Annotated in this window: 11 protein-coding genes; 5 read left to right on the forward strand and 6 right to left on the reverse strand. The window is 58.1% G+C overall.

Going from position 1 to position 14,899, the window contains the following annotated elements:
• Positions 1 to 133 precede the first annotated feature (133 nt).
• Genes ACHZCX_RS10595 through ACHZCX_RS10605 form a run of 3 tightly spaced genes read right to left on the reverse strand, consistent with a single transcriptional unit; the run spans position 134 to position 2,513 of the window.
• A complete protein-coding gene (locus ACHZCX_RS10595) occupies positions 134 to 967 on the reverse strand; it encodes a UPF0280 family protein (RefSeq protein ID WP_319587203.1) in 834 nt (277 codons plus the stop codon).
• Positions 913 to 1,323: a 4Fe-4S binding protein gene (locus ACHZCX_RS10600; protein ID WP_319587204.1), complete on the reverse strand. Its 411-nt coding sequence runs from the start codon at positions 1,321 to 1,323 to the stop codon at positions 913 to 915. Before ACHZCX_RS10600 ends, ACHZCX_RS10595 begins: the two co-directional genes overlap by 55 nt.
• Entirely contained in the window at positions 1,320 to 2,513 is a 1,194-nt protein-coding gene (locus ACHZCX_RS10605) for a homocysteine biosynthesis protein (RefSeq protein ID WP_319587205.1), read from the reverse strand. Before ACHZCX_RS10605 ends, ACHZCX_RS10600 begins: the two co-directional genes overlap by 4 nt.
• A 212-nt stretch (positions 2,514 to 2,725) precedes the next feature.
• On the opposite strand from ACHZCX_RS10605, the gene acnA reads away from it, so the two are divergent.
• From acnA to ACHZCX_RS10620, 3 genes are all read left to right on the forward strand, one after another.
• Positions 2,726 to 5,407, forward strand: coding sequence for an aconitate hydratase AcnA (gene acnA, locus ACHZCX_RS10610; RefSeq protein ID WP_319587206.1), 2,682 nt, complete (start codon positions 2,726 to 2,728; stop codon positions 5,405 to 5,407).
• A gap of 45 nt (positions 5,408 to 5,452) precedes the next feature.
• A complete protein-coding gene (locus ACHZCX_RS10615) occupies positions 5,453 to 5,740 on the forward strand; it encodes a GIY-YIG nuclease family protein (protein WP_394708825.1) in 288 nt (95 codons plus the stop codon).
• Positions 5,741 to 5,820: 80 nt separating this feature from the next.
• The gene (locus ACHZCX_RS10620) at positions 5,821 to 7,335 is read left to right on the forward strand and encodes a DUF4080 domain-containing protein (RefSeq protein WP_319587208.1); all 1,515 of its coding nucleotides are present in this window, start codon (positions 5,821 to 5,823) and stop codon (positions 7,333 to 7,335) included.
• Between the two features lie 67 nt (positions 7,336 to 7,402).
• Here the strand turns inward: ACHZCX_RS10620 and ACHZCX_RS10625 are convergent, their stop codons facing one another.
• Positions 7,403 to 8,194 carry an AcvB/VirJ family lysyl-phosphatidylglycerol hydrolase gene (locus tag ACHZCX_RS10625; protein ID WP_319587209.1) on the reverse strand — a complete coding sequence of 264 codons (792 nt, stop codon included), beginning with the start codon at positions 8,192 to 8,194 and terminating at the stop codon, positions 7,403 to 7,405.
• A gap of 133 nt (positions 8,195 to 8,327) precedes the next feature.
• Here ACHZCX_RS10625 and ACHZCX_RS10630 point away from each other — a divergent pair, with 133 nt between their 5' ends.
• Positions 8,328 to 9,464 (forward strand): IS4 family transposase, encoded by a 1,137-nt coding sequence (locus tag ACHZCX_RS10630; protein ID WP_319587210.1) that lies wholly within the window; start codon positions 8,328 to 8,330, stop codon positions 9,462 to 9,464.
• A gap of 224 nt (positions 9,465 to 9,688) precedes the next feature.
• Here the strand turns inward: ACHZCX_RS10630 and mprF are convergent, their stop codons facing one another.
• Positions 9,689 to 12,244 (reverse strand): bifunctional lysylphosphatidylglycerol flippase/synthetase MprF, encoded by a 2,556-nt coding sequence (gene mprF, locus ACHZCX_RS10635; protein ID WP_319587211.1) that lies wholly within the window; start codon positions 12,242 to 12,244, stop codon positions 9,689 to 9,691.
• Positions 12,245 to 12,483: 239 nt separating this feature from the next.
• Here mprF and ACHZCX_RS10640 point away from each other — a divergent pair, with 239 nt between their 5' ends.
• Complete coding sequence (locus tag ACHZCX_RS10640) at positions 12,484 to 13,881, forward strand: MATE family efflux transporter (protein WP_319587212.1); 1,398 nt, start codon at positions 12,484 to 12,486, stop codon at positions 13,879 to 13,881.
• On the opposite strand, the gene ACHZCX_RS10645 is transcribed toward ACHZCX_RS10640, so the two are convergent.
• The gene (locus ACHZCX_RS10645) at positions 13,862 to 14,734 is read right to left on the reverse strand and encodes a methylenetetrahydrofolate reductase (protein WP_319587213.1); all 873 of its coding nucleotides are present in this window, start codon (positions 14,732 to 14,734) and stop codon (positions 13,862 to 13,864) included. The two genes, ACHZCX_RS10640 and ACHZCX_RS10645, sit on opposite strands and share 20 nt — an antisense overlap.
• Positions 14,735 to 14,899: the final 165 nt, after the last annotated feature.

Raw genomic sequence — 14,899 nt, forward strand, 5'->3', positions numbered from 1 at the left:
GAAGTGCGACGAGGGGGTGTGATCTTGGGATGATCCGGGAGCCGGAAGTCCTGTCTCCTCCTGAACGACAAAGGGGCACCCTGGCCAGGGTTGTACGTTCAAAGAGTTCCACGGACCTCGCCGGTCCCCGTTCTCAACCCTGGAAATCGGAGCGGAGGTCGCGGGTGATTTTGCTGCGGCCCTCGGCATCCTGATTGCGGATCAGGTCGGGCAGCTGACCCCACATGCCGATCTTCTTGTTCTTAACGGCGAAAATACCATCGATTCCCGGAATGGCGCCGACATCGTTCAACACCGGTGTCAGGTCGTGTTCCGTCTTGATCAGGTTACAGACCAGCGTCACGGCGGAGTCGGCCAAGGCCCCGTCCTTGGCGACCACGGTGGCCAGATCGCACTGGCCAAAACTCAGGGAGTGGCCCATTGTGCTCGACGAGGAACAGAGGGAGAGGGGGAGGTTCTTCGGGCCGATTCGGAAGGCCAGCTGGTTGCCGATGGCGTTGTCGCCGGCATAGATGCCGATGGTGACTTCGGTGTCGGAATGGATGAAAATATCGCCGCCGTTTTCGATGATCGCCTCCCGGCAGCCTGCGGCCATGGCTGCCTCCACGCCCATCTGCGCCAGGGTCCCGGCTACCGAGGCCATGGGGCCGAGCCCGGTGAGGCTGGCAGCGGCGGCCATGCGACGCGCCACCTCGGGCGCCTCCTCAAGGAGAACAACCGGAATAAGGGCGGTCTTGAATTCGGGATGGCGGCCGATATACCGCTCGAGCTTCCGGCGCTCCGAAACCACGGCTCGGGTCACCAGGTCAAAGGCCTCGCAGGCGACCCGCAGGTTCGTGTCTTTCCAGGAAAAGGAGCGATAGACGCGCATGGCTGCACCATTCAACGATCCGTTGCGGATCGCCTTTGTCTCTAGAACGTCGACGAACAGGCGCCAAAGGGACAGGCGGCGATGCAGGCCAGACACTCGACACAGCTTTCCTCGTTGAAGGCGACGGTGCGAGTAGCCCTATCGACGATCGACAGCGCTCCGGTCGGGCAATGGACCACGCAGGCGCCGCACTGGGCGCAGCGACTCTCGTCCCAACGCACCCCCTTGTTGCCCGCATGGATGACCACATCAAAGCCGCCCAAAAAGGCGAAGGCCCGGTCAATATTTTCCGCTGTCCCCGTCACCTCCAGGCTGAGGTATCCCTCTTCCTCGGGGGTCACTTTGGCCCGGAAGATGTTGACGATCAGGTCATATTCCTTGACCAGTTGGTAGACGATCGGCTTCTCGGTCTCGCTCTTGGGAAAATACAAATAGATTTTTTTGGTAATCATCTGACCGGCCCCGTAATATTCAAAGATTGCATGCCCTGATTCAGCGGCAGGCGCTGGCTGGGCTCGGACAGCAGAAAACGGCCGTCCTCAATTTCCGCCTTGAGCAGGTTGCAGATCTTGAGCGCCTTGCTGTAGGAGGAAAGCGAGGTCACCGGCACCTTCTTGCCCAGCAGCTCGACCTCGCCGGAGCGCAGCTCTTCGTAATTGAATCGGCCCAGGACCTTGCCGGTCTTCTCCGGATAGTCCGCAGAATAATCGATGACGCAGGCGGTGATGTCGCGGTCGCGGACCGTGGTCCGCCTGAGGATCTCCGGGTTGAGAATCGGAATGGGGATGCCGACCCCCAGGGCCAGCGACACGCCGTAGCCCTTGAAACTGGTGCCGCGGACAAACTCGGGCAGCATCTCCTTCATGTTGGCGGTCAAGGCGAGTGTTCCCGCCCCCTCCACCGGCACGTCGTTATCGCCGCGCTCCACCAGCGAGCAGTGCTGGGTGCCCTGGGCGTAGACAATGCCCCGTGCCCCGGCCAGCCAGATGCTGGTGCCGACCCCGATGGTCTCATACAGCGGATCGTTCAAGAGCGGCGCCAACTGCCCGGCCGAGCAATAGGTCATGTTGCGCATCTTGGCCCGGAGGATGCCGAGATAGGTGTAGATCCGCTTGTCCGAGACGTTGACCGCGACGTTGTAGTTCTGGTAGCAGTTGCGCGGGTTGACCATGATCGCCTGATTGAGATCATTGATGTCAAACAGGGTGCGGATCTCCCGGCGGGGATAGTCGTCGGTGCCGTAGGAGAGCCCGAACAACTGGAGTTTCTTACCGGCCACCAGATCCTCGATCACATGGCCGCCGCCGTAGCGGAACTCGCCGGGGTGGTACATGTTGGCCGGATCGTTGTGACGCAGTTGGGTGGCGCCCATGTAGACATCGACCGCTGCCACCCCGCAATAGGCCATGACATCGTTGATCCAGGCCTCGGAGATGCGCATCTTGGGTGTACTGTGGCCGAAATTAAGAAAGCAGCCGGACGAGCACATCGGCCCGAAGGTGGCGGTGGTGACCACGTCCACCTCTTTGGCGGCCGCTTCCAGGCCCCGTTTGTCAACGTAATCGATCACCTCTTCAGCCGTGAGGACCACGGCCTTGCCGGATGCAATTTTCTGGTTAATTTCCGCGTAGGTCTTGCTCATAGCGCATTCTCACAGGTAAGGGCCCTCGGGTTCGCCTTAAAAGGCTGTACTATAGGACGTCCGGATAAAAACAGCAAGTTGCCGACGCTCTCGGGCGCGAAAAAGAACCGAGTCTATGGATGAAAATACGGGCGTCTTGTTTTTTGCAAATACGGTAGAATCGTGTATTGATAGTTCTTATCGAAATAATCCCTTCCCAGGAGGAGCCTTATATGACTGCGCCCAAGGATTTCACCCTCTTCAATCCCCGGATAACCCTGCAGGTTGGCGGCAAGGACTACATCGTCTATTCGGTCAAGGCACTGGAAGGCCTCGGCTACGGGCCCATTGAAAGATTGCCCTATTCCCTGCGCATCCTCCTGGAAAACCTTTTGCGCCATCATTGGCTAGGATTGGCGAGCAGTGAAGATATCGACAACCTGGCCTCCTGGCAACCCGATGCGGTCAGCCCTGAGGCCATCCCCTTCATGCCCAGCCGAGTCATTCTCCAGGATTTCACCGGCGTGCCTGCCCTGGTTGATCTGGCGGCGATGCGATCTGCCTTGGCCCGGCACGGCGGCGATCCGGCCACCATGAACCCCTTCATCCCCGCCGATCTGGTCATCGACCACAGTATCCAGGTGGATCGCTCCGCTGACAGCCAAGCCTTTGGGGTCAACGTCGGCCTGGAGATGGAACGCAACCGCGAACGGTACACTATGCTCCACTGGGGCCAGCGGGCCTTCCGCAATTTCCGGGTAGTGCCGCCGGGCACCGGTATTGTTCACCAGGTGAACCTTGAATACCTGGCCTCGGTGGTGACGACCAGCGAGGAAAACGGCCAGCCGGTACTCTCTCCGGACAGCGTGCTCGGCACCGATTCCCATACCACCATGATCAACGGCCTGGGCGTCATGGGCTGGGGCGTCGGCGGCATCGAGGCGGAGGCGGTCCTGCTCGGCCAGCCCTATTCGCTCCAGATCCCCGAGGTGGTGGGAGTGCGCCTCGACGGCACCCTGCGACCGGGAACCACGGCCACCGATCTGGTGCTGACCATTACCCGCTTTCTCCGCACCAAGGGAGTGGTCGGCCGTTTCGTCGAGTTTTTCGGACCGGGACTTGCCGCCTTGAGCCTGCCCGATCGGGCGACCATAGCCAACATGGCGCCCGAATATGGCGCCACCATGGGCTTCTTCCCGGTGGACGCCGAAACCCTGCGTTATCTCCGCGCCAGCGGCCGGCCGGAGTCCCTGGTGCAGTTGGTGGAGACCTACTGTCGGCAGCAAGGCTTCTTCTTTGTCCCGGAGAGCCGCGAGCCGGACTATTCGGTGACTTACGACATCTCCCTCGACACGGTGGTTCCCAGCCTGGCCGGGCCCAAACGGCCCCAGGATCTCTTACCGCTGGCCGGCGTGCGCCAGGATTTTGGCCGCCAATTTGAGCAGCAACTGGCGAGCAGCACTGCGGTTGCCACCGACAAACCCGATCAAACCCTGACCAACGGATCGGTGGTCATCGCCGCCATCACCAGTTGCACCAACACCTCCAACCCGGATGTGATGATCGGCGCCGGATTACTCGCCCGCAAGGCCCGGGCGCGCGGCCTGACCAGCAAACCCTGGGTGAAAACGAGCCTGGCTCCCGGCTCCCGGGTGGTCACCCGCTACCTGGAGCAGAGTGGCCTCCTGCCCGATCTCGAGGCCCTGGGTTTCCACGTGGTCGGCTACGGCTGCACCACCTGCATCGGCAACAGCGGACCGCTTGATAACGACATCGCCGCCGCCATCAAGGAGCACAACCTGGTGGTGGCCGCCGTGCTCAGCGGCAACCGCAATTTCGAGGCCCGCATTCATCCCCAGATCCGCGCCAACTACCTCGGATCACCGCCGCTGGTGGTGGCTTATGCCCTCGCCGGCACCATGCTCATCGACCTGGAAAACGAACTGCTGGGGGTTGATGGCCAGGGACAGCCGGTGTATCTCCGCGACATCTGGCCGAGCGCAGAAGAAATCCGGGTTGCGGTGCGACAGAGCCTCAAACCCGATCTGTTCACCGTCAGCTATAGCTCGGTCTTTGCCGGCGACGCCCAGTGGAATGCGCTTGAGGGCGGCAGCTCTGAGCTCTATCAGTGGGATCCCCATTCTTCCTACATCCGGGAACCGCCCTTTTTCCAGGCGATGACCGCGGAGCCGCAACCGGTCACCGACATCGAGGGCGCCCGCATCCTCGCCCTGTTCGGGGATTCAATCACCACTGACCACATCAGCCCGGCTGGTTCGATCGGGCCGCAGACCCCGGCAGGACTCTATCTCCAGCAACTGGGGATTGCCCCTCCGGATTTCAACAGCTACGGATCCCGGCGCGGCAACCATGAGGTGATGATGCGCGGCACCTTTGCCAATATCCGCATCAAGAACCGGATGGTGGAGCGGGAGGGCGGCTGGACGCAATTGTGGCCCGAGGACGTGGAGATGCCGATCTATGACGCGGCCATGCGCTATCAGCAAACGGGGACGCCGCTGGTGATTTTTGCCGGCAAGGACTACGGCTCTGGTTCATCGCGCGACTGGGCCGCCAAGGGCACCATGCTGCTCGGAGTCAGGGCGGTGATCGCCGCCTCCTTTGAGCGCATTCACCGCTCCAACCTGGTGGGGATGGGCGTCCTGCCACTGCAGTTCCCCGAGGGGACTGACGCCACCACTCTGGTGTTGGACGGCAGCGAAATCATCAGCCTGAGCGGTCTCGCGGGCCCGCTCACCCCTGGGCAGACGGTGGAGCTGTGCATCGACCGGGCCGATGGTCGCCGCCGGATCATTCCGGCAATCCTCCGCCTTGATAATGGGATGGAAATCGACTATTACCGGCACGGCGGCATCCTCCACAAGGTGCTCCGGCAGCGGTTGAAGAAAAAGTGAGTCGGCTCCGTATGAGGCGTGAATCAAATTAGACAGATGCTAACCGTGAAGGTCATTTACAAAATCACCTACCCAAATGGCAAAATATACGTCGGTAAAGACATAACCGACAGTATCAATTACTTTGGAAGTGCCTGCTGCAGTTTGATTGAAAAAGACTTCACAAGAGAACAACGGCTGGATTTCACGATTAGAAAAGAAATTCTGTGGGAATCTGAAACGGCATCGGACAGAGAGGTCGGGCAAAAAGAAGTCGAGTACATCAAACTCTTTAGATCAAATGATCCTGCCATTGGTTACAATCAGTGGCCAAAGTTAAGAAACGGGGAATAAGAACCATCTCAATAGGCTCTTGCGAAGGGTCGCAAAAGGTCTAGCCCTCTAAAGAGTACCTCGGAACACTAATTCACCCCATGCCCGGAATTGTCCTTGCTACCATCAATGCCCGTTATATCCACGCCAGCCTTGGCCTGCGCTGGTTGTATGCCAACCTGCGCGACCTACAGGCACAGGCCAGTTTGCAGGAATTCTGCCTCACCGACCAGATCGCCGATGTGGCCGAAAAGATCCTGGCGAGCAAGCCGGTGATCGTCGGCATCGGCGTCTACATCTGGAACGCGGCCGAGGTGCGGCAACTGGTGGGGATCCTCAAACGGGTGGCGCCGAATACAAAAATCGTTCTTGGCGGGCCGGAGGTCAGCCACCTGCCTCTACGGGTCGATCTGAGTGAGGCCGACTATATCGTCCAGGGCGAGGGGGAGCATGCCTTTCGCGACCTGTGCGCGGCCATCCTTTCCGGCACCCCGCCTGCGGAAAAACTCATCCCTGCTCCCCCGGTCGAGGTCGAGACCCTGACCACGCCCTACCCGTTCTACACCGGCGAGGACTTGGCCCACCGGCTCACCTATGTCGAGGCCTCGCGCGGCTGCCCCTTTACCTGCGAATTCTGCTTCTCCTCCATTGACAAACGGGTCCGCCCCTTTGCCATCGTCCCCTTCCTGGACGAAATGGAAGACCTTTGGCAGCGGGGAGCACGAACCTTCAAGTTTGTCGACCGGACCTTCAACAGCAACCCGGAGGCGGCTGGCCGCATCCTCGATTTTTTCCTGGCCAAGGAGCCTCCTTTTCACGCCCATTTCGAGGTCATCCCGGACCATTTTCCGGAGGTTCTCAAGGAGCGCTTGCGTCGTTTTCCCGCCGGCACCCTGCAACTGGAGGTCGGCATCCAGACCCTGCATCCCGAAACTGCGGTCAACATCAGCCGCAGGCTTGATCTCGACCGGATCAAAGAAAATATCGCCTTCCTCGAACGAGAAACCCCGGCGCACCTCCATGTCGACCTGATCGTTGGCCTGCCCGGCGAATCCATCGAACAATTCGGTCAAAACCTCAACAACCTGGCCGCCCTGACCCGCGGCGAGATCCAGATCGGTATCCTCAAGAAACTCTCCGGCACCGCCATCAACCGTCACGATCGCACCTATGGCATGGTCTATTCCCCGGACCCGCCCTACGAAATTCTGCAAAATAATCTGATATCCTTCACCCAGATGCAGACCATGAAACGGCTGGCCCGGTTCTGGGACCTGGTCTACAACAGCGGCAATTTTCGCCGTACCGCGTCGCTGCTCTGGCCGGAGGGCGATGTCTTCCACGGCTTTCTCGATTTTTCCCGTTGGTTGTACCAGGAAACCCGGGCCACTTGGCAGATCGGGCTCCCCCGCCTCGCTGAACTGCTGTTCCGCTACCTGGTGGAACAAAAGGGGATGGAAAAATCCGAGGTGGCCGACAGTCTGGCCGCTGACATCCTGGTGATCAAGGGGAGGGTGCTGCCGGCAACGATCAAAGAGCATGTCACCCGCCTGCCCGAGGAACGCCACAGCCTCGACAAACCCCTGACCAAGCGGCAGAGCCGCCACCGGGAGTGAGCAAGAGCCGGACTGCAGTTCTCTGGCACAAACACAACAACGCTCCCACCCTCCATGGCGGGGGCATTTACCTTCGTTGAACCGCCGCCATTTCGGTAAAAATCGCCTCAATAACGGCTGCATACTTGTAGTTGTAGTGGTGCCCGCCCGGCATCGGCAACGTCTTGACCGTCTCTCCTGTGAGCAAAGGGCAGATTGAGTTGTCCTCCTCTTTTCCAAAAACACACAGAACCGGTTTGCTGATCCGGGCCGCCTCGGGCAGAACTTCCAAGGCCCCTTCGCGTCGCTCGTCGCCGACCCAATCCATAACGTGCACCTCGACATTGACGAAGGTGCTTGGCCCAAGCAAAACGCACAACTGAATTTTGGCAAGAATGTCAGCCGGCAAACGATTGACGAGAAAAGGAAGCCAGCACGCGCCAAAGGAAAAACCGACGAGGAGCACCTTTTTTTTCCCCCAGGCCTGGAGATAATATCGCGTCATTTTGTCAATATCAGCTGAAACTTCGGCAGGTTGCCGCGTCTTCCAGAAATATTTGAGACTATCGAAACCCACCGTTGAGATGCCGCGTTGCTGGAAAGTCTCCCCAAAAACTTTATCAAGATCGGCCCAACCGCCGTCACCGGAGAGGATGATGGCCAACGTATCGTTCCGGCTATCAGCGGCAGGGAGCTCAATCAACGGCAGATCGGCCACGGCATCGCGACCGGATGGCAACACCCCAGTATTGGAGCCGGCCCAACCGCATGGGACCGCAGCCGCACAGCACAGGCAGACGCTGAGGAATGACAGGCAAACGGATTGGATGAAGGCGACCAGAACCGGGCACTTTTGCACAACAACAGATTGCTGATGCATAACTTCCTCCTTGAACATTTGTCATAGGCAAACACTGCTGTCTCATAAATGATCAATAAAAAGAGGCTCAGAGAGCTCTTTGGGGTATAATGATTTTGCGAAAAAGATCATACAAACCAAGGAGATCCGAGCCATGGCCCATAGCGATACCGCGCTGAAGCAACTGATTGCACTTATACCGAGATATGAATTCGATGCTCTTGCCAAGGTACATCATGCGGGACAGAAGTTCCGCTTCTACAACCGGTGGAGTCAGTTCCTGGCTCTGCTGATCGGGCAGATGTCCGGCAGAAGAAGTCTCCGGGACATCACCGATAACCTGAAGGCGCAAGGTCAACGTCTCTATCACCTCGGCATGAAAAAAACTTCCAAAGCGACATTGGCACGGGTGAATGCCGAACAGCCTGCCACCCTCTATCAAATGCTGTTCGCCCGACTGTTGAGCCGATGCCAACTGGCTGCTCCCAAACACAAGTTTTCCTTCCAGGGCAAACTCTACCTCTTGGACGCCACGGTGATCAATCTCTGCCTGTCCGTGTTTCCATGGGCCGAGTTTCGGCAGAAAAAAGGGGCCATCAAGTTGCACATGGGGCTGGATGCCGATGGCTTTATCCCCGCGTTCATGGACATGACCAGCGGCAAGGTGCATGAGATCAACTGGGCCAAAACCCTCAAACTTCCCAAGGGATCCTTTGTCTGCTTTGATCGCGGCTTCACCGATTACGCATGGTATAATGACCTGACCATAAACTCCATTTTCTTTGTCACCCGCCTGAAAAGCAACGCCGATGTCGAATACCTGCTCAAACGGGCTGGACGTAAAAGCCCCGGCATCACCAATGACCAGTCCATCCGGCTCAAGGGCGTCAAGGAGCCTCTTCGTTTGGTCGCATACACCGATGCGGAAACCGGTGTCGAATATCGCTTTGTCACCAATGCCCACCACCTGAAAGCCAAGGAGATCGCAGCTATTTATAAGGAGCGCTGGCAGATCGAGCTGTTCTTCAAGTGGATCAAGCAGAATCTGAAGATCAAAACTTTTCTGGGAACATCCAGCAACGCAGTGTTGACCCAGGTGTGGATAGCCCTATGCGTGTACCTCTTGGTCGCTTATCTCAATTTTAAAGCAAAATTGAGTAGTTCCATGCAGCAGATCCTCCGGGTGCTGCAGCTCAACCTCTTCACCAAGAGGAATTTAATCGAACTTTTTAAACCAACCGTTGCTCAACGTACTGTTTCTCCGCAGATTTTATTGTGGGAAAATCTATAAGACAGCAATGATAGGCAAAGAAATGGATGCTGAACTTCTTGCAAAAGAACGTCTGCATGCGGTGTCATTTCGACCAACGGGAAAAATCTCGTGTCTCAAAGGAAAAAATTTCTCGTTATCACTTGAAATAACAAGAAAAAACGTTTCGCTCTTTTCTGGATAGTCGGGTCGAAACAAACAATCTTTTCATTGTGCAAAAGGCTCTGCTGAGAACGGCTTGCTCTTTATTTTCCCAGAATGCCTTGGGCGCCCCCGGAGATCAGGGTGGCAATATTGGTTAAAATGCGCGGTAAGGCCATGCCGCCGGGGGATGCTAGATATCGCGGTTCCCAGATCGGGTCGAATTTTTCCTTATAAGCTCGTAATCCCTGAAAATTATAAAAATGTTCGCCATGTTGATAGACCATAGCCCCAACCCGATGCCACAGGGGGGCATGCGGCCGGTTCTCCAATCCGGCCAGAGGCGCCATGCCAAGATTGAACCAGTGATAGCCCTGTTGTTTGCCCCACAGGATCAGGCTGATAAACAGGTAATCCATGGTTGCGTGGGGGGCGCCGGGTAAAAACCGCATCAGATCGATTGATACCTCTTCCTGCTGCGCCCCCAGCCAAACATTGGCGAATGCAACTAATGTGCCCTTGTACCGCACCACGGCCACCGGGTTGGCCCGCAGATAATCCGGCTGGAAAAATCCCAGGGAAAACCCTTTTTCCTTGGTATTTTTTCCGGAAAGCCATGTATCGGAGATGTTTTGCAACTCTGGCATCAGCTGCGATACCTTTGAAGTGTCGATGATTTCAAAGGAGCACCCCTCTTTTTCCGCTCTGCGGTGGGAATAGCGCAACCCGCTTCGCGCCTTGCCTTCAAGGGAAAACTGGGCGAGAGGCACCTTGGCCTCCTCACCGAGTTTGATCAGGGTCAGGCCGAGATCAAGATAGAGGTAGGTGGTATTGTGGCTGATCTCATAAAAAACCGGCCACCCTTCGGCCCGTTCACACACCTCACGGAATCGCCAGATCAGTTCCTGCTGCTCTCGCCGGGGACCTCCAATGGGATCGCCGAGCGCGACCCAGCTCCGCCCTTCCACGGCATACATGATGAAGGCCGTGCCTGAATCGTTGAACAACAAGGTCTTGTCACCCAGCAGCGCCAAATTGGCAAAAGTCTCCACGCTGGTTGCAATCACTGCTTTCGCCTTTTCGATTTCTGCGGCACGGGGTAGTCCGGGAATCTGACGAAGGGGCCGGAGCAGCTTAGCCCCCGCGAACAGGAGCAGCAGCGTTGTCGTGCCGACCAGAGCGCGGAGAAAACGGGGAGCGTCACCGGTAAGGGCAAAATGCCACCAGAGATCGTGGGAGTAATCGACATGTTTGTAGACAAAAAAACCCAGCCACAGTGAACAACCCATGACCAAGAGGATCATGAGGCTCCAACCCGCGCTGAACGGTTCGTTGACTAAGGAGGTTCGCCGGTAAAAATGACGGCGGCAAGGGAGCAGGGCCATAAGCATCAAGCCCAGAAGCATCGCTTCTTCGTAATCCGCTCCCTTGAGCAGTGAAAAAAGGGAGCCGCTCGCCAGCAGCGCCGCCGACAGCAGATAGGCGGCATCGAGCCGTCGCTGCAGCCCCCAGGCGACCAGGAGCAGCCCGGCGCCAACCAGGCTGCCGAAAAAATGGGAAATCTCCAGCACCGGCAGGGGCACGATGGCATGCAGCCAATGCAATCGTCCCGGAACTCCCGGCGTAGCCCCTGAAAACAGCAGGATCGCACCGCCTGCCAGGGTGGAGGCCGCCAGCAGCTGTGGGGTCAACGCAACCCCCCAACGCACCGCCACCCGCATGATCCGGCCGGCAAGTGCCCGTTTGCGAAAAAACTCTATTCCCCCCAGGAGGAGCGTGGCGACCGCCAGCGGAAACAGATAATAGATGCTCCGATAGACGAGAAGTATACCGGCCAGGGTATCCAGCGGCACCTCTGGCATGCTGACGAGAATCAGGGATTCAAAGACGCCGAGCCCGCCGGGAACATGACTGATCAGGGAGACTATCTGGGCCAGGAGATAGATACCCAGCAGATGAAAAAGCGAAAGGGAAGTGGCCGGCGGCAGGAGAACATACAGGACGCTGCCGGCGATAATCCAATCAAGAGTGCCGACCAGGATCTGCGCCAGGGCCAGCCGGGGTTTTGGCAGGGAAAATTGCCAGCCCGCCACGAGAAAAGGGGTTTTCCGGATCATGATCACGATGAGATAACCCGCAACCAGGAGGAGAAAAAAGAGGCCAAGAGGACGAACCGTCCCCAGTGGCAGATCCAACACAGCGGGGATGGCGAGCGGTTCGATCACAAACGCCAATCCGCCGGCGGTGCAGACCCCCAGCCAAAAAGTGGCCACTGTGAAAGATATCACCCGGGCAATTTCTTCTGTCGACAGGCCCCAGGTGGAATAAAGGCGGTAGCGGATCGATCCGGCCGCCAGCAGCGACAGGCCGATATTATTGCTGAAGGCGTAACTGATAAACGAGGTCAGTGCTACCTTGGCCGCTGCAAGCGGATGCTCGATATAAAGGGTCGCCAGCCGGTCATAACCGGTCATGATCAGGTAACTCAAGGCGGTCAGGGCCAGGGCGCTGAGGATCTGCAGGGGACTGAGGGAATGCAGCTGCCGGAGAATGTCATGATAATGAAACGCTCTCAAGGCGTGATGCAGCATCCACAGCGCCCCACCGAACAGGGTCAGGGCAAGAAGAGGCATCAAAAAGGTCAGGCGCACGCTTTTCATGCACATATCTCCCGGGCAATCTCGCAATCACACATTTTACAGAGAAAACAATTTAGCAAAAAAATCTCATTTTTCCTATGATTACAAAAAGAATCCCTGTTCTCCAAACGTGCAGACGTCAGGGCGAAGGTCAGCGGTTCAAGAGTGAAACTTGCGGTCTTGCCGAACGCCTGGTAAAAAATGCGTCTCATGTTTCTGCATACCATGTATCCACTTCACGGCCACCTATCCAATCCGTTGTGAAAACTCTTTCCCTTTTTCGCCACGAGGCCGCTGCCCTCCTCCGGCTGACCGGCCCGCTGGTCCTGGCCCAACTCTCGCAAACAGCCATGGGCTTTGTCGATACGGTCATGGCCGGTCGAGTCAGTGCGGTTGATCTGGCGGCGGTGGCGGTGGGTTCCTCGATCTTTTTCCCGGTCTACCTGTTCCTGATCGGCCTGCTCAGCGCCGTCACCCCGCTGGTGGCGCAGGCGCACGGCCGGGGCGACGGCACTGCGGTGCGGCGATCCATCCGCCAGGGGATGGCCATCGGCCTGGTGACCGGTCTGCTCCTGATGCCGATTCTCTGGCTGATGCAGCCCTTCATGGTCTGGATGGGGGTGAGTCCCGAGGTTATCCCCATCACCGGCCGCTTTCTGTTCGCCATCTCCTGGGGCCTGCCGCTGGGTGGCCTCTTTTTTGCCATCCGTAACGGTGGCGACGGCCTGAGCAAACCACGACTATCGATGTTTGCCGGTTTTCTGGGTCTTTTGGTGAATATTGGCGCCAATTACCTGCTGATTTACGGCAAGTTCGGGCTCCCGGCCCTGGGAGGTGTCGGCTGCGGTTGGGCGACCACCCTGTCGATCCTTGCCATGCTGGGATGCATGGCCCTATTTCTCAAAAAAAGCAGGATCGACGGGACCAACCGGCTCTTCTCAACTCCTCTCACCTGGAAGAGTTCATCGGGAGCATCGCTGGCCTCTTTTCTCCGCCTGGGGGTGCCGCTAGGGTTGGCCCTGTTTGTCGAATGCTCGATCTTCACGGTCATCGCTTTGTTCATCGCCAAGCTCGGTGCCGAGGTAGTAGCCGCCCACCAGATCGCCCTCAATTTCACCTCACAGCTTTACATGCTGCCCTACAGCCTGGCGATGGCCCTGACCGTGCGCATCGGCTTTACCATCGGCCGGAAACGCATCCAACGGATCCGGCGGATTGTCCGCACCGGTCTGGTCCTGGCGCTGGCCGGATCGGTCCTGACCTGTCTGCTCGTCCTTGGCTTTGCACAGGAAATCGCGGCCCTGTACACCGCTGACCCCGCTGTCCGGCAGTTGGCCGCCTCCCTGCTGGTTTTTGCGGCCATCTTCCAGATGCCGGATGCCATCCAAGTGAACTGCGGCGGCGTTCTGCGCGGCTGCAAGGATACGAGGGTGCCGCTGTTGCTGATGCTGCTGGCTTACTGGGGAATCGGGTTGCCGATGGGGTATGGACTGGGATTGGCGCACCTGGGGGGCTTGGAACCGGGCCCCCAGGGCTTCTGGATAGGATTGATCTGCGCTTTGACGGCCGCCGCCGGGCTGCTCGGTTATCGGGTGCTGGTCATGCTGCGCCGGTTGGAGGGGCAGGGGAGACAGCCGGTCACAACAGGCCGTCCATAACCGCCAGGCACATGTCCGCCTTGTTGAGGGTATAGAGATGGACGCCGGGCGCGCCGCCGTCGAGCAATTCTTTAACCTGCGCCCGAGCGTGGGCCACGCCGATCTCGTAGACTGCGCTTGCGCCGCCCTGCTCGTGCGCCTTCATCAGCGAATTGATCAGCCGGCCCGGCACCCGGGCATTGCACATCTCCAAGACAAAACGCAACGAAGCCAGACTGCGGATGGGCAGGATGCCCGGCACCACCGGCACGCTGACCCCCTGCGCCCGCAATCGTTCCACGTAATCAAAATACACCCGGTTGTCGAAATACAGCTGGGTGATAATGAAATCGGCGCCACATTCAACCTTACGCTGCATGACCGCAAGATCAGCTGCAAAGGAAGGGGCCTCGGCATGGGCCTCGGGAAAACCGGCCACACCGATGGCCAACTGCGGGTGGTGGTCATGGATGTACGCCACCAAGTTCGAGGCATGGGGGAAGGTACTGAACAGCTCCGCATCCGTGCCGGTGAAACCGGCGGGACGATCACCGCGCAGGGCCAGAACATTGCTAATTCCCATCGCCTTGATCGCCCCAAGGAAGCCGTCGATTTTGTCCTTATCGGCCGCGACGCCAGTGAGATGGGGCATGATCTCAAAGCCGCAGGTGGCAATCAGCTGCTCGCAGATCTCCAGGGTATTGGATTGGGTGGAACCGCCGGCACCGTAGGTCACCGAGGCAAACAGCGGCTGCAACTGCTTCAGCTCCTGGGCCACTTCGAGAAATCCCGGCCACTCCTCCTGCTTTTTCGGCGGGAAAAATTCAAGGGAAACAAACGGACTGCGCTCTGTGATCAATTGAGGAATCTGCATCCTCGTACTCCTTATGTATGACTGTGCTGGTTGAAGGCTCCTTCTCGAGCCAGGCCACCACGGTTAAAAAACGTTCCTCTTCAGGTTGGCTAGGCTGTCGGCCCTCTGGGCCCTGAAACTGTTAGGAAAAACCAAAGAAAACTGCCTTGTTGCCACTCGCTTTCA

Origin of the sequence: uncultured Desulfobulbus sp., from assembly GCF_963662935.2 — a bacterium.
Taxonomy (GTDB): Bacteria; Desulfobacterota; Desulfobulbia; order Desulfobulbales; family Desulfobulbaceae; genus Desulfobulbus.